Here is a 15,929-nt window from a genome sequence, read left to right on the forward strand (position 1 = left end):
ATAGTCTAATGAAAAACTTACTGATATCATTGTTAATATCTGCAAGTAGTTTAACTGTTGTTGCCCAATCCAATCTGAAAGAGGGCAGCAACAGTTTTGCTTTATATACCAAAACTGGCGAATTTAAAAATCTTGAAAATGCGCGAAAGTTTGCAGACGCCGCCTTCCAATCGAAGAAAGATTCAGCTTCTGTCAACAATAATCTTTTAAGAGCATTGGTATATAGCTCCTTGGCAGTTGCAGATTCAACAAGGAAGCAGCCATATAAAATGGATCCTATCGACGTATCCATCAAATCACTTAAGCTTCTGGATCAAAAAAAAGCACGTCGAAACTTTCCTGCAGAGATGGACTATATTCGTCAAAATCTTGCTGGAGCCATCTCTTATCAGGGAGCTTTGGCTTTAAAAGATGGCAAGTTTGACAAAGCGTATAAAGCTTACCTTCGAATAGATTCACTTGGCTTCAAAAATAATGATCTCAAATATAATCTGGCCGTACTCTCCGGCAAGAATAAAGATTATATGAATTCGATCAAATATTATGACGAACTCATTAAAAGTGAACATCCCAAACCTAATTACTTTCTTGAATTGGCACAGATTTATTCGCTCGGAGGTACTAAACAGGATGTCTTGAACGTTCTTGAAAAAGGACATGCTATATTTCCTGAAAATAAACAGATACTTTTTAGATTAATTGATGTGTATTCAGCCAATAATTCTTATGACGCTATCTTAAATGTCATTGCTGATGCCATTCGTTTAGAACCTGAAAATGTCGAACTGAACTATATTGCGGGCTATTCTTATGAAAACGCCAATGATATAAAACGAGCGAAAGAGTATTATAATAATGTATTGCGGTTGGATCCGAATAATTATGAATCTAATCTTGCATTAGGACTAATTAATCTGGAGACTTTATTAAAGGAACCTTCCAACCAAGATATACAAGAGTTGACCATCGAGTATCTGTTGAAGGCAAATGAGATTAAGCCTTATGATGTCAATGCGCTTAAAGCTTTGGCTAAATATTATAAGCTTATTGATGACGCATCACAATTAGACAGAGTGAATTTATTATTGAATCAATTAACAGTTAAATAGATATGAATTTAAAATCTCTATTATTATTAGCAGCAATAGGTACTGTATCTACCTCAGTTTCTTTTGCGCAGACGGGTAATGTTAAAAAGGCGAAGTCAGCCCTGGCGAAATTCCAAGAATTGAAAGACGCTGGTACAGTTCAATTGGGTATCTCCAATTTGAAATCGGCAAAAGAAGCTATTGACGCAGCTGTTGTCAATGACAAAACAAAAGATAATGCTGAGGCATGGACGGTATACGCATTGGTAAATGCAAACCTATCAACAATAGATAAGTCATCTGAATTAGCGAAATTGGCTGAGGACGGAATTGCTAGAGCAAAACAGCTCGATACAGACGGTGCAAATAAAGCGAATATTACTGTTGCAGAACAAATTCTGGGACAATATAATTTCAATTTGGGTGCAGAAGCCTATCAAGCACAAAAATATGCTGAGTCTTATAGCTCCTTTACAAAAGCATTGACATATCTTCCTGGAGATACATTAGTTACTTATTACAGTGGCGTTGCAGCACTATCAAACAAAGATTATAAGAATGCTGTGGAACGTTATAAAGAACTAATTCCAAGAAAAGATTTCTCTTCGCATAAAACGATTATGGTCGATTTACCTAAATTGTACCTCTCTATGCAAGATACGACTTCAGCACTTGAATATGCAAAAAAAGCAGCTGAAGCTTATCCAGATGACAATGCAGCAATGACTCAAAACATCGAATTGAATTTGATTACAGGTCACGAAAAAGAAACAATTGATGCCATTACAGCACAATTAGCAAAAGATCCAAACAATAAAAGCTTAAATTATTACTTAGGTATTGCCCAATCTTCAGCAAAAAATGAGGATGCAGCAGTTGCAGCATACAAAAAGGCTTTGGAGATCGACCCTAACTTTTTTGAAGCAAATACAAATTTGGCGATCACGTTGATGAACAAAACACGTGAAAAATTAAATGTTGTTAATAATAACAGAAAATTGACGCAGGCCCAATATGATGCAGAATTAAATAAGATTAAAGCAGAATTAAAGCCAGTGCTTCCGTACTTAGAGAAAGCAGTTTCTTTGCAGCCCAAAAATGTAGATGCTTTAACGAATTTAAAGAACTACTATATTTTTATGCAAGACGAAGCTAAAACTGCCGAAATCAATGCTAAGATCAAAGAAGTAGAATAAAAAAATAAACTTTCATAAAAAAGCCCGCATAATAAGATGCGGGCTTTTTTATGAAAGTCTTTTTTGTGTTAAGCTAAAATGGCAATCAACTCAATCTGAAATATCAACGTACATTCCCCTCCTTTTCGAGGTAACAATTCTTCCTTTCCATAAGCCAGCTTTGGTGGAAGACACACTTCCCAGATTGACCCAACAGGCATCATTGAAATTGCTTCTTGCCAACCGACTATGAGTTCATTGATATAAAACGTTTCGGGACGCTTCCGCTTATACGAACTATCGAATACGGTTCCGTCTAAAAGCTCGCCTTTATAATGACAGATAACTTTCGCGGACTTTTTGGGAATCTGCCCCGCCCCCTTTGTTAATACCTTATAGTGCAAACCCGAGGCACATACAACAGCTCCATCTTGTTGTGCATACTTTTCCAAAAAGACCTTTCCAGCCTCCAGATTCTTTTCCGCAAGCGCTGCTGAACTTAACTTATTTTTCTTTCTCTGAACCAAAACTCAATTGATTAAAATTCAATATTGCTAATTATTTATGATATTCTCAAAATAACAGCTTTTTCTCCTTTTTACGAAAAAAGACCGGGTTTTTGTTCAATACTGTACCTTTATCAGCCTAGCTTTGCATCTAAGGTTTTCTCGAAACTGAACGCCTTACTCACAGGACAGTTTTCCTTTGCTTTATGCGCTATTGTTTGAAACTCAGCTTCTGTAATCGTTGGGACCTTTCCTTTCAGCTCCAGTTCAGATCGCACAATTGAACCGTTTTCGAATACAATTGTTGACACTGTCGTTAATTCCTCGGGAACAAAACCAGACTCAGAAAGATAAGCGCTCAATTGCATGGTGAAACATCCAGCGTGCGCTGCTGCCAATAATTCTTCGGGATTTGTCCCAATACCATTTTCAAAACGTGTCGAAAATGAATATTGCGTATGATCCAACGCTGTACTGTCTGTAGTCAGACTACCTTTTCCTTCTTTCAGATTGCCATTCCATTGGGCTGTTGCTTTTCTTCTCATGTTTTCTACGATCAATTATTTAATTTTTCCTATGTCAATTTCTCCTGTCGCGTTTCTAACTTTTCAGGTATCTTTTATAGAACAAAGAGTCGATCAAAAAGTTGTACACTATTGAATAAATTGATGTCGCATTTTAGACAGTGCCTACGTTAACAGCTGTATTAAAACTAAACTCATGAATAAACTATTGTACCTTTTTATTTTTGTAATTGCGTTCACTTCATGTAAAACTCGTCAAGTCAAAGAACAGGCTTTAATACAAGACTGTCCTGAAGAGAAGATTGTCAATAAAATCCCCGGCCCTCCAGTAAAGGGTGAATCTGAAAAAGTTTACTATATCTATCAAGGCAAAAGAATTTCACCAAAACAATTTGATCAAGAATGGCTCGAGAAAAATTGTGATATTAAAGAGACAGTTGTTTATTGATTTTATTTCTAAAAACAAGCATAAAGACGTAATTTCGCCTAAAATTTTTTATAATGACAATTTCTCTTCGGGAGGTCAATCAAAAGATTTTAGGCTATGTCTCTTTAACTTTCCTTGGTTATTTCACAATCGGCCTATCGCTTGCAACCCTTCCCATCTTTATTCACCAGACTTTAGGATTTAATACAATTATTGCGGGATTGGTCATTAGTGTTCAGTATGTTGCTACATTCTTACTCCGCGGTTATGCAGGAAAAATTGTGGACACCAAGGGCCCCAAGATTTCAGTTTTGCGCAGCATGTTATTTTTTGCATTATCTGGACTTCTTCTGCTCCTTGTTTTCTTATTTAAATCACAGCCTTTTATCAGTTTAGGGCTTCTGCTTATTACCCGCTTGTTTACTGGAATTGGAGAGGGGCTGGTGGGCGCGAGCCCAATAAATTGGGCATTAATGGAACTCGGCGATGAACATGCCGCAAAAGCGATTTCTTTCAACGGAATAGCCAGCTATGGTGCATTGGCTATTGGTGCCCCCTTAGGTGTTTTGATGGTGGATCATATCAATTACGAAGCTTTGGCTCTACTGACCAGTGCAGTTGGCCTCCTTGGTTATTTTTATTGTCGCGCTAAAACACCCTACCAAGTGGCACGAAAAAAGGCTGAAAAAGTGAGTTTTAAACGCGTATTGCTTTTAGTAGCACCTTTTGGAATCTGTCTTGCTTTAGGAGGTCTAGGCTTTGGCAGTATCTCCACTTTTATGACGCTTTACTATGAACATTTCAATTGGCAAAATGGCGCAGCTTGCTTAACTATATTTGGCGTATTCTTCATTTTAACACGGCTTATTTTCAATAAGGTTATTGACCAATATGGCGGACTTAAAGTTGCTTTAGTAAGTCTTTTCGTTGAAGCATTAGGTCTCATGGTTATCGCCGTGGCTATTGATCCATTATGGACTCTATTGGGCGCAGCATTAACGGGTTTTGGCTTCTCACTGGTATTTCCAGCGCTTGGTGTCGAAGCCATTAAGCGGGTAGATCAAAGTCAACAAGGCTCTGCTCTGGCTGCTTACGGACTATTTATAGACATTTCACTAGGTATCACAGGCCCTTTAGTTGGCTTTGTGGCCAATAATATGGGTATGACAGCGATATACCCATTTAGTACCATTATGGTCTCTATTGGTTTTGCCGTTGTTGGCAACCTACTCTATCAAAAGCGGCGGGAGCTGACACCATAGTCTCCCAAACATATAAACATAGCATCAAAGATATACCTACAAAAAGAGCGGATAATGTTTAAACATTATCCGCTCTTTTTGTAGGTATATCCGTTAAAATTAACCTTCAATACTAGGTACACCAACAACTTCATTGGTATCAGCGTTGTAATCGATACCGTCGAAATTGAAACCGAACAAATTGAAAAACTCGTTACGGTAACCTTCAATGTCTGAAATTTCGGCTAAATTTTCGGTTGTTGCTTTCTCCCATAATGCTGCAACTTCAGCCTGAACATCTTCACGCATTTCTAAGTCATCAACACGGATACGACCTTTGTCATCAAGCAATACCTTTCCGTCAGCGGTATAAAGTCGCTCAGCAAACAAACGTTGCATTTGTTCAATTGTACCTTCGTGAATACCTTTTTCCTTCATGACTTTATACAATAAAGAAATGTATAAAGGAACAACTGGAATAGCTGAACTTGATTGCGTAACCAAGGCTTTATTCACCGATACATAGGATACACCATTAATATCGCTCAAAATCGCGTTTATTGCAGGCACTGTTCCTTCTAAATCATCCTTTGCACGACCAATCGTACCATTACGGTAAATTGGATAAGTAAGTTCAGGACCTATGTAAGAATAGGCAACTGTTTTTGCTCCTTCAGCTAACACACCAGCAGCTTTAAGATCTTCGATCCAAAACTTCCAGTCTTCTCCACCCATAACAGCTACAGTATTCGCAATATCTTCTTCATTTTCAACTGGCTGAATGGTAATGTCTGAAATTACACCCGTATGAAAATCTACCGTTTTGTTGGTAAAAGGCTCTTGTATCGGTTTCAAAACAGAAGCGTGTGCTACGCCAGTTTTTGGATGCGTACGACGTGGTGATGCCAAACTATAAACCACTAAATCAACCTGTCCTAGATCCTTTTTAATAAGTTCAATAGTCTGTTTTTTCACTTCGTCCGAAAACGCATCGCCATTGATACTTTTGGCATATAATCCCGCCTCATGGGCTTCTTTCTCAAAAGCTGCCGAATTGTACCATCCAGCAGTTCCTGGCTTGCCTTCTGCCGCAGGTTTTTCAAAAAATACACCGATTGTAGCAGCTCCAGAACCAAATGCTGCAGAAATCCGAGATGCAATACCAAATCCAGTAGAAGCACCGATTACCAATACTTTCTTTGGACCATTCGCGATCTCACCTTTGGATTTCACGTATTCAATTTGATTTTTAATGTTTTGCGCAGCCCCTTGTGGATGCGAGGTTAAACAAATAAAACCTCTAGTTCTTGGTTGTATAATCATCTTGATTAATTTTCTTACTACTTGTTTTATTGATTAGGCAAAATAAGGAATTTTAAATGAGAAAATCGCGATAAAAATCAATTAGTTTTTGTTTCATTTCCATTTGAACGGACATTTGCTTACTTTCACAAAGTTAAGTATACATCGCACTCCTTTTATTTATGCCAATCCAATTTACAATAAAAAAGAATAAAAAAAATGCACTTTTTTTAGGAACGCTAGCTGCATTATTTTTTGCCAGCACCTTTGTTCTAAACCGAATTATGGCAGTCTCCGGAGGAAGTTGGCAATGGACAGCGTCTTTACGTTTTATTTGGATGCTTCCAATCTTACTTATCATTGTTGCCATAAGAGGAAACCTCATCGATTTACTCAAAGAAATCAAATCCAACCTTTGGCAATGGCTTCTTTGGAGTACGATCGGATTCGGGCTATTCTATGCAACACTTACCTATGGCGCAAATTATGGCCCATCTTGGCTCGTAGCTAGCACCTTCGAATTCACCATTATAGCCGGCATGTTTATTGGTCCGCTACTTGATAAAAAAGGGCAACGAAAAAGCATTTCAAAAGCTTCACTCCTCTTCTCCATCCTTATTTTTTTAGGTATTCTTTTGATGCAAATTTCAGAAGCTCAGTCAACTTCCTTAAATACAATGCTATTGGGAACCATCCCAGTGTTGATCGGCGCTATTGCCTATCCCTTAGGTAACCGTAAAATGATGAAAATATCGAACAATAGATTGGATGCTTTTCAACGTACACTCGGTATGACACTCTGTAGTATGCCATTTTGGATTATCCTGAGCCTATTTGGCTATTTAGATAATGGTCTGCCTACTGATAGTCAACTTTTCCAAACCTTTTTAGTAGCCATCTGTTCGGGAGTAATTGCCACACTTTTATTTTTCTCAGCTACCGATTTCGTTCATCAGGACCATAAAGCATTGGCAGCTGTAGAGGCAACACAGGCCATGGAAGTCATTTTTACGTTGGTTGGCGAAATTCTTATCCTGCAGGCGGCGCTTCCGAATGTATATTCCTGTATTGGTATTGTCATGGTGGTCATTGGCATGATTCTACATAGTCGCACAAGTTAATAATACCCTCACTTTTCATCTGCGTGTAATGTTCGGCTTATTTTACTCAGGTTTAAACTATTGGCCATTGCTGAGAAAATATCATAATAAGTTCCTTTATGTGCGTATAGATCTTCATGTTGCCCTTTCTCCACCACCATTCCCTTTTCCATAACCACAATGGCATTGGAATCGATGATCTGAGAGATACTATGGGAAACGATAATTACTGTACGGTCTTTCTTTATGGCATCCAAACTATTTTTAATCTGTTCGGTCGCGATGGCGTCCAAATTAGCCGTAGGCTCGTCGAGAAAAATAATCGGTGGATTTTTTAAAAATAAACGGGCTATGGCGATCCGCTGCTGTTGGCCCCCTGATAGTGACTGCGCATCTGAATCGTAACCTTTGGGCAGATCCATAATCTGCTCATGAATATAGGCTTTCTTGGCTGCTTCAATAATTTCTTCCCTAGAACTTCCCATCTTACCATACTCGATATTTTCAAAGATAGTCCCTTTAAAAATATGATTACGCTGCAATACCATACCGATATGTCGACGGAGAAACGCTGTATCATACTTTGCCAGATCTACCCCATCCAAAAAAATTTGGCCACTGCTAGGTTCATAAAATTTATCCAATAAGTTGATAATCGTGCTTTTCCCGGCCCCACTCAGCCCCACTAAAGCTGTGATTTCATTCGGCTTGATCTCAAAATTCACGTCCTTTAAAGCAACGGTTCCATTTGGATATTCAAAAAATACATTCCGTAACGCCAAATGTCCTTGAATATGTGCTGGCTTATAATCACCCTTTGATTCAATATGCTCGTCAGATTCCAAAATTTCGAAGAAAGATTCTGAATAGATCAGGGCATCGTTTACCTCATCATAAATACGGTGCAACTGACGTATCGGCGCCGAAACGTTATTAAATAACATGATATGAAACATAATCGCACCAATAGTAATTTGGCCAGAGAGAACAAGATAAGCAGTTAAAACGATGATAATGACGACAGCAATCTGTTCGACAAAATTTTTAATGCTATCATAAAGAAAACTCGTTTTTCGAGTTTCCATTTGATTCTCCGTCATTTCAAATTGGATCTTTTCATGACGTTTAGCTTCTTCTGGCTCCCGAACGAATGATTTAATTACTAAAATTGAATCGATCAAACTAATGATCCGGTTATTTTTCGACTCCCTGTAATTGCGCATCTGCCGCCTAAAGCCTGTCAACTTGGAGGCTTGAGTCTGACTAATATAAAGGTACAAAGGAATAACAGCCACTCCCACCAGCCCTACATATACATTAGCATAGAACATACAGATTAATGCTATGATTGCATTTGCAAACAAAGGCAGAATATCAATAAAGAAATTTTGGACTAAACGTGTCAACGAGCTAATACCGGCGTCTATTCGGGTAGCCAATTTTCCACTCTCATTATCACTTGAGGTATAAAAGGCTAACTTATAGGTTAAAATGCGGTTTACAATGGATTGAGAGAAGTCCCGTGCGATATAAATTCGAAGTTTCTCTCCGTAAAATTTCTGACCAAACTGAACAAAAGCGTAGACAATTTCTTTAATTAACAAAATAATACTGATCATGCCTACTAGATACATGCCTTTTGATAAGGGTTCTTTGGCGACCATCAGATCATTAATCCGATCGACTGTATAACGTAAAATAAAAGCGTTTATTTGCGCAGCAAAAGACCCCACTACCGTTAATAGCAAGGTATAAATAATCAACTGACGATAAGGTTTGGCAAAGGGAACAATTTTTTTAAATAATTGCGGGATAGTCATTGAAATTGATTTTAATACAGAGGAAACAACTAATCTAGGGACATTGTTTAAATGAAAGCATAAAATCAATGTGATCGCAATAACGTACTACGACAAAAAAGGCGTATCGTTTCAGGATACGCCTTTTTAATAATTTATGGTAGCCGTAATATTAACCAAAAATTCGGTTTAATACTTTAGCTAGCCTCAAGCCACCTTTTAGCATACATTGCTCCATAATATCCTTGTTTTGATAAACATAGGAGTACGATAAATTGGCATTATTAGCTATGTCAGCGTAAATCTTTTCAGCCAATTGATTTGATTCATACAACCAGTTAGCGAGCTCTCCAGCCGCCAGCTGTTCATTCTCTTTTTTGTTATTCACATCTAAAACAGTTGCAAACTCGGTATAACTATACTTCTCATTGTCGACCAAATCACTATCCCAAACACGGTGAATATTTGATTTTTTTCCAAACCAGCTTACTTCAATCTTATTACCACCTTGATCCTCGGCACGGCTAACATGCATGGGTTGATGCGCATCGCCCAGAATATGGATCAAGAAATACAGGTTTTGCTTTTGTTGATCCATTGGAATAGTCTTATCTGCAAAGGATTTCTCAATACGGAGCGCTGTCTTATACAGATTCTCATCAGCTGAATTTTCTAAACCCAATTGAAAATCGGCCCAGGGTAAATTTGAGTTTAAATTTATAAAATGAGAATTTCCCAGTTTTTTAAATTCAGGATTGGGATCTGATTTGATAAAATCCCCCCAGTTGGCCCAATAGGCCAGCTTTTGCTGTCCAATAATTTTTCCAATATTCTTTTTGGCTTTTTTAGTCAAATGGCGTTCCGCAATTTCAGCCACGACACGATGCCCTGTTGTCCCCCACGCAAATACCGAAGAAAGCTGAAAACACAATGCCATTGCCAGCAAACCCTTGATCATTTTTTTCATTAGATTGTTGTTTTAAATGATGACGAAGCTCCTACCTGTTAGAAAAACGCCGTTCGCCCCCACAAACTGGATTTGAAAAGCGGAATCAGACCTGTAATAACTCATCTTACTATACTGAATGTTAATTATTTGAAAATATCGAACGTATACTTAGCCGAAGACCAAAACTCATCCAAAGCAATTATTCGAGGCTTAAAAAAAGAAATGAGCTCGGCCCAGTCATCCTCTTTAAAAACACTGTAACCGTTTAAGCTTGTATAGATCCGACAAATCGGCTTTCCATATTCGTCCATTCCGTCCATGTCCCAAATCCACTCTTCTTCAAGAAGATCCTGCAACAATACTTTAAACTGAAGAAATTGTTCTGCCATTAATGCCCTGAGCCCAGCATCAGGTTGGGACCACTGTATCGCAATAGTTGCCAGCTTCTTATCCGCATCCATTCTGAAGTATAAATGCTTAATACCTGTCTTATAGTTAATCCAATTTGCCTTCTCCCCATCTGCCGATGCATGTAAAGCCATAAATTGGCCAAACTTCGTCCAGAATAATTGTTTCAATTGTTTTATCTCTTCCCTTGAATACACCGATAAAAATTTTAGTCAACAAAATTAGTAAAATAGCTCGGTATGTCTAAACCTTATTGGTATCAAAATTGTTGTTTTAACAATAAACATATTCGAAGATGAACATGGATAAGAAAAAATCACTGTTACTATTAACTGGCATAGCACTTGGGGCTGTGGCTTATAACGCCTTTAAACCTGTCGTCTCGCGACCTGACGTCGTGGATCCTTTTGACTTGGATAAATATCTTGGAAAATGGTTTGAAATAGCTAGACTCGACTTCTATTGGGAAAAAGGCTTAAGTCAAGTTTCCGCGGAATATAGCAAAAATAAAAATGGTACGATACGTGTCAATAACCAAGGGTACTCCGAAGACAAAGAACGCTGGAAACAGTCTATCGGAAAAGCCAAATTTGTCAACAGTCCCAATGAAGGCGCACTCAAAGTATCGTTCTTTGGTCCTTTCTACAGTGGATATAATATTGTAAAAATAACGCCGGATTATAAATACGCACTCATTTTTGGCGACAATCTAGACTATATGTGGATTTTGGGCCGTGAGACGGAGATTCCAGATAAAATCAGAAATGAATTTTTAACCTATGCCCTGCAATGTGGCTATGAAACCGGCGATCTTGTATGGACCAAACATTAGTCGAAGATCGGAGCTAATAGCGGGTAGTTTAGCGTCTTGTCCTGTGTGAGTACATCAGCTATTTCCTCAATATCTTCCGGCGTGATTGCATTTCTGATACCTGCATTGTAGAGATTTACAAGGAACAGGGCACCCGCACGTTTTTCGTTGAGCGGCAAAATTGAACTCCCGACATAAAAATTTAATACAGATACTGCATATTCGCCAAACAGGTTAAAACCGAAATCACCATTTTTCTGTAGGGAATAACGCATCATTTTTTCAAAATCAGAACGCAAAGTATCTTTAATTTCAGTAGTCATGAAAATCTTTTTAGAGGCACAGTTGCTGGAAATAGCACATAGTATCATACATTCCCCTCCTGGCAGGACAAAAATGCAAAAAATATCCCAAACAATGTACCGCTAAGCAGTAGATTGTTTGGGATAAACTATGCGTTATGCTGCGACACTAGGTTACAATGCTTCTGCATGTTGAGAAACATCCAAACCAAGCTCTTCATCTGTCTCTTCGACGCGTAATGGAGCAATAAGATCGGTGATCTTCAATAGCACAAGTGAACCAACGAAGGCAAAAAATGACACGGCAAATAGTGCGACCATATGGACAAAAAACAACTTCGTTTCGCCAAAAAATAAACCATTGTCCACAACAACAGGATTAATGTTATGATGGGCAAACACACCGGTAAGTACCATACCAACCATGCCACCTACCCCATGACAAGGGAATACATCCAAGGTGTCGTCGATACTTGTTTTACTTCTCAGATATACAACCAGATTACTAACCAACGCGCCAACCAAGCCAATGATCATCGCATGTGGAATACTGACAAAACCAGCTGCCGGTGTAATCGCAACCAAACCTACAACGGCACCGATACATGCTCCCATTGCTGAAGGTTTCTTTCCACGTATGATATCAACAAATATCCATGCCATGGCGGCCATTGCTGATGCTGTAGTCGTTGTCGCAAAAGCGTAAGCTGCCAAAGAATTTGCTCCACCAGCTGAACCTGCATTAAATCCAAACCAGCCAAACCACAAGAGTGCTGTACCTAATATCACGTAGCTTATGCGCGCCGGATTATGAATTTGCATTTTGCGTCCTTTTAAATAAATCGCTGCTGCCAATGCTGCCCAACCTGCCGACATGTGCACAACTGTACCCCCGGCAAAATCAAGAACACCAAATTTTGCCAATATACCTTCAGGGTGCCAAGTAGCATGTGCCAACGGCATATAAATAAAAATACTGAACAGAATAATGAATAGCATAAATGAATTAAAACGAATACGTTCCGCAAAAGCCCCCGTAATCAATGCTGGTGTGATAATCGCAAACTTCAATTGAAACATCGCAAACAAAACCAAAGGTATAGTGGGAAGCGCTCCCCAAGCAACATTCCCTAATGTACCTTTCATCATAAAAAATGTACGCGGATCACCGACAATACCACCGATATCATCGCCGAAAGCCAAACTGAAGCCAACAATGACCCAGAGGATTGTCATTAAACACATACATATAAAGCTTTGCATCATCGTTGAAATTACATTCTTCTTGCTAACCATACCGCCATAAAAAAAGGCAAGTCCAGGTGTCATAATCAACACCAATGCAGAAGAAGTTAACAACCAGGCCGTATCTCCCGTATCAAATTCTGCCTTGTTTAAATCAGACAAGTCGATGGACGGAAATACAAGTCCCAATACTCCCAAAAGAACTAGAACAATGAGTGGAATAATTTTTTTCATTTGTTTAAACTGATTAGTGTTTTCAATATATTAATAAAATTGTTAAAAAAATACAAGAACAAAACAAAAACCTACTTTCCCTTATAATTTTTTCAAATATAAAGTCTTTTTGTTAAAAAAATACTATGCTATTTTATTTTTTATGATTTTTTTTACATAATTTCACAAAAACAAACACAAAAACCATAATTACCAATTAATTTTTAAACAAAAACCAACACAAAACAGACAAAACAAAAGAATTAAGCCTTAAAAAATCAAACTTAAACCAAAAAAACATGAAAAAACTTCTAACAACCATCTTTTTATCAGTATTTCTAATAAAAATAACCACAGCACAAGAAGAAACCAAAGAAAAAGGGATAGAAATATCCGGATCAGTGGATACTTATTGGAAATATGATTTTCAAAACAAACCTAACATCAACACCTACTTTACCGAAGACAACAACTCCGTCTCTATTGGGATGGTGGATTTGGCTGTAAAAAAGAAGTTTAAAAAGGCATCATTTGTCGGAGAATTATCTTTTGGCCCCAGAGGGCAATATCGATCCATTATGAATGGCGACGGCCAGGCTGGCGACGACAAAAACAGTTTTCATATCCAAAATCTATATGTAGGCTATGATCTAACCGAGAAACTCAATCTTACTGCAGGATTCATGGGAACATTTGTGGGTTTTGAAGTAATATCACCAACCTACAACTTCCATTATTCAACTTCTTATTTATTCGGCGCCGGCCCATTTCAAGACGCTGGTTTAAAAGCTACGTATAGTTTCTCAGATAAAGTGGCTTTAATGGTCGGACTATTTAACGACTGGAATGTCTATCAAGATATGAACGGAGTTTCCCATGTCGGCTCCCAACTAGCCTATACCCCCAATGATAAAAGCAGCTTTTATCTCAATTTCCTGACAGGATCCTCTGCTGGCGGTAAAACCAATTACAGTTCTGGAACCTTGATCGATCTCGTTGCTAATTATGATTTCACCTCCAAATTTTTCCTTGGTTTAAATGCTACAAATTATAAAAAGAGAGATGGTGGGGGTTACTCTGGAGTAGCACTTTACCCAAGAATTCATTTTTCAGAACATTTTGGCCTAGGATTACGCGAAGAGTTTTTCCAAACGCATAAAGAGGAAGAAAATGGAATCCCTAGTTCCAATATCCTAGCAACCACTTTGACAGCAGAATATAATTACCATGGATTCAAATTTATTCCCGAAATCAGAATTGACAAAGGAAATACCGAACGATTCATCAAAAACGATCTAAGCCCAACCAAATCTGCAGGACAATTTCTGTTGGCCTGTGTCTACAGTTTCTAAACAACATGCATTACATCTAAAAGGAAAGAGCAGGTTCCAGTGGAATCTGCTCTTTTTTATTTTCACAGCGGTCTAGCTATGCTGCACAAAGCAATTATCGAACACTTATCGAAACATGCCGATCCATAATACGATCAGATTCTGGCGCATCTGCCATATACTTGGCAAACTGTGAGCCGTACCCCTCTGCACCTATCACCTGTTTGGAAAGCTGCTCTTTACTCAGGTAATCCTTTACAACCGTTGCCCGCTCGAGCGATAACTTTTTATTAAAATCCTCATTGCCCGTTTTGTCGGTAGAGCCACCGATCTTAATATTAGCTGCAGGAAAAGCCTTTAATATCGCTGCAAGATTACTTAGTTGCACTTGACTTTCAGGCAGTACCTCGGCTGTACCTGTTTTGAAATTCAGGTTATCGAAATCAAACCAGGTATTTTTCAGGGAATCTTCACCCATCGAATTATAATCGGATTTTAAAAATTGGACCAAGTGATCCTCTATCCCGCCTTTAAAAGCAGCAAGTTTGACACCGTTTCGTAGGATGACCTCCGTTTGCTCGCGCTCGACCATACTGGAACCCGTTTTCATAGTATCTGACTCTACTTTTGTATTGTTTACACTGGTGTCGGTAGCACCGTCTTGCTTGCTTCCACTACAGCCTTTTCCAAATAAAAACCAAAGCGCAGCCAATACGACCAGGGCGATTAAAATCTTCCACCAACCGCCACCGGAACCGCTTCCAGAACCAGTTCCAGCGATTGCTGCCCTGGAATCTTCCGCTCTTGGCAATGACAAGGGCTCTTTATGTGCTTCCAGTTCATTTGCCGGATTAATAGAGCTTGACTTATGCCTATCGACCTCCTTGACAACATCAGCAGGAATTGCATGTTCAGTCGCGGATTCTTCCGGCGCAGAAAAATGTGCACCATCAAAAAGCTTCCCAAAGGCGCCTAAGCCTAACCCAGCTGGAACAGCAGCAGCAAAAGCGGTTTTATTTTCCTCCAAAACATGACCGATACGATCAAAATCCCAATTTTGGCCCTTATTTGTTAGACTGGAGAATATCGCGGGCAAAGAAAAATTCATTAATTTCCCAATAGAACTGCCATCATACCCCAAATAACCGGCAACAGTACTCAAAACAGTATCCAGACCGCCACCAAATATTGATCCCAATAAACCCTGAGCATTCTCGCCTTTCACAGCAGGATCCGCTGCGGGCTCATCTGCTTTGGTTACACTACCGAGAAGCTCGCGGAAATCAAAATTCGCAAAGTGCTGCTTAGCCCTTTCAAGTATCGCCGAAATCCCACTACCGGAATCGGAATGTTGGCTTAAACCTAAAAACAAGGCGGGAATTGTTACATTCAAACCCTGCTTTACCCCTTCTTTATCCTGATTTAAAACTTGCCCTATCTGAGCGACCGCCTCTTCGTCAAAAAAGTCCTTCGCCCCTTTTAAAAGCTGATTTTCCATAATCTTTGTT

The 15,929-nt window shown here is 38.8% G+C and carries 16 protein-coding genes; 7 read left to right on the forward strand and 9 right to left on the reverse strand.

Annotation, left to right across the window (positions count from 1 at the left end; all coding sequences use genetic code 11):
* The first annotated feature begins 8 nt into the window (after positions 1–8).
* Together CBM24_RS14020 and CBM24_RS14025 are read left to right on the forward strand one after the other, a co-directional pair.
* Positions 9–1,109, forward strand: a complete 1,101-nt coding sequence (locus CBM24_RS14020; RefSeq protein WP_070568880.1) for a tetratricopeptide repeat protein — start codon at positions 9–11, stop codon at positions 1,107–1,109.
* A gap of 2 nt (positions 1,110–1,111) precedes the next feature.
* Complete coding sequence (locus CBM24_RS14025; RefSeq protein WP_075992766.1) at positions 1,112–2,284, forward strand: tetratricopeptide repeat protein; 1,173 nt, start codon at positions 1,112–1,114, stop codon at positions 2,282–2,284.
* 68 nt (positions 2,285–2,352) lie between these two features.
* Here CBM24_RS14025 and CBM24_RS14030 read toward each other — a convergent pair whose 3' ends face one another.
* Positions 2,353–2,790: an FKBP-type peptidyl-prolyl cis-trans isomerase gene (locus tag CBM24_RS14030; RefSeq protein ID WP_088161694.1), complete on the reverse strand. Its 438-nt coding sequence runs from the start codon at positions 2,788–2,790 to the stop codon at positions 2,353–2,355.
* 113 nt (positions 2,791–2,903) lie between these two features.
* Positions 2,904–3,314: an OsmC family protein gene (locus tag CBM24_RS14035; protein ID WP_088161695.1), complete on the reverse strand. Its 411-nt coding sequence runs from the start codon at positions 3,312–3,314 to the stop codon at positions 2,904–2,906.
* A 175-nt stretch (positions 3,315–3,489) separates the two neighbouring features.
* On the opposite strand from CBM24_RS14035, the gene CBM24_RS14040 reads away from it, so the two are divergent.
* Both CBM24_RS14040 and CBM24_RS14045 read left to right on the forward strand, forming a co-directional pair.
* Complete coding sequence (locus CBM24_RS14040) at positions 3,490–3,741, forward strand: hypothetical protein (RefSeq protein WP_088161696.1); 252 nt, start codon at positions 3,490–3,492, stop codon at positions 3,739–3,741.
* 53 nt (positions 3,742–3,794) lie between these two features.
* Positions 3,795–4,982, forward strand: a complete 1,188-nt coding sequence (locus tag CBM24_RS14045; RefSeq protein ID WP_088161697.1) for an MFS transporter — start codon at positions 3,795–3,797, stop codon at positions 4,980–4,982.
* A 99-nt stretch (positions 4,983–5,081) separates the two neighbouring features.
* Here the strand turns inward: CBM24_RS14045 and fabV are convergent, their stop codons facing one another.
* Entirely contained in the window at positions 5,082–6,284 is a 1,203-nt protein-coding gene (gene fabV / locus CBM24_RS14050; RefSeq protein WP_088161698.1) for an enoyl-ACP reductase FabV, read from the reverse strand.
* 161 nt (positions 6,285–6,445) lie between these two features.
* Between fabV and CBM24_RS14055 the strand changes: the two genes are divergently transcribed.
* A complete protein-coding gene (locus tag CBM24_RS14055; protein WP_088161699.1) occupies positions 6,446–7,384 on the forward strand; it encodes a multidrug resistance efflux transporter family protein in 939 nt (312 codons plus the stop codon).
* Positions 7,385–7,392: 8 nt separating this feature from the next.
* Here CBM24_RS14055 and CBM24_RS14060 read toward each other — a convergent pair whose 3' ends face one another.
* The 3 genes from CBM24_RS14060 to CBM24_RS14070 all read right to left on the reverse strand — a co-directional run bounded on the left by CBM24_RS14060 (position 7,393) and on the right by CBM24_RS14070 (position 10,689).
* Positions 7,393–9,183: an ABC transporter ATP-binding protein gene (locus tag CBM24_RS14060; RefSeq protein WP_088161700.1), complete on the reverse strand. Its 1,791-nt coding sequence runs from the start codon at positions 9,181–9,183 to the stop codon at positions 7,393–7,395.
* A gap of 151 nt (positions 9,184–9,334) precedes the next feature.
* The gene (locus CBM24_RS14065) at positions 9,335–10,129 is read right to left on the reverse strand and encodes a S1/P1 nuclease (RefSeq protein WP_198385908.1); all 795 of its coding nucleotides are present in this window, start codon (positions 10,127–10,129) and stop codon (positions 9,335–9,337) included.
* A gap of 125 nt (positions 10,130–10,254) precedes the next feature.
* The gene (locus CBM24_RS14070; RefSeq protein WP_232475536.1) at positions 10,255–10,689 is read right to left on the reverse strand and encodes a DUF4268 domain-containing protein; all 435 of its coding nucleotides are present in this window, start codon (positions 10,687–10,689) and stop codon (positions 10,255–10,257) included.
* Positions 10,690–10,820: 131 nt separating this feature from the next.
* Between CBM24_RS14070 and CBM24_RS14075 the strand changes: the two genes are divergently transcribed.
* Complete coding sequence (locus tag CBM24_RS14075) at positions 10,821–11,351, forward strand: lipocalin family protein (RefSeq protein WP_088163567.1); 531 nt, start codon at positions 10,821–10,823, stop codon at positions 11,349–11,351.
* Here CBM24_RS14075 and CBM24_RS14080 read toward each other — a convergent pair.
* Both CBM24_RS14080 and CBM24_RS14085 read right to left on the reverse strand, forming a co-directional pair.
* Entirely contained in the window at positions 11,348–11,653 is a 306-nt protein-coding gene (locus CBM24_RS14080) for a hypothetical protein (protein WP_088163568.1), read from the reverse strand. The genes CBM24_RS14075 and CBM24_RS14080 overlap by 4 nt on opposite strands.
* 153 nt (positions 11,654–11,806) lie before the next feature.
* On the reverse strand, positions 11,807–13,111 hold the full coding sequence (locus tag CBM24_RS14085; RefSeq protein WP_075992776.1) for an ammonium transporter: 1,305 nt from the start codon (positions 13,109–13,111) through the stop codon (positions 11,807–11,809).
* Between the two features lie 278 nt (positions 13,112–13,389).
* On the opposite strand from CBM24_RS14085, the gene CBM24_RS14090 reads away from it, so the two are divergent.
* Entirely contained in the window at positions 13,390–14,442 is a 1,053-nt protein-coding gene (locus tag CBM24_RS14090) for an outer membrane beta-barrel protein (RefSeq protein WP_088161701.1), read from the forward strand.
* 94 nt (positions 14,443–14,536) lie between these two features.
* Here the strand turns inward: CBM24_RS14090 and CBM24_RS14095 are convergent, their stop codons facing one another.
* Positions 14,537–15,919 carry an OmpA family protein gene (locus CBM24_RS14095; RefSeq protein ID WP_088161702.1) on the reverse strand — a complete coding sequence of 461 codons (1,383 nt, stop codon included), beginning with the start codon at positions 15,917–15,919 and terminating at the stop codon, positions 14,537–14,539.
* Positions 15,920–15,929 lie beyond the last annotated feature (10 nt).

Source organism: Sphingobacterium sp. G1-14 (genome assembly GCF_002196555.1).
Classification (GTDB): Bacteria; Bacteroidota; Bacteroidia; order Sphingobacteriales; family Sphingobacteriaceae; genus Sphingobacterium; species Sphingobacterium siyangense.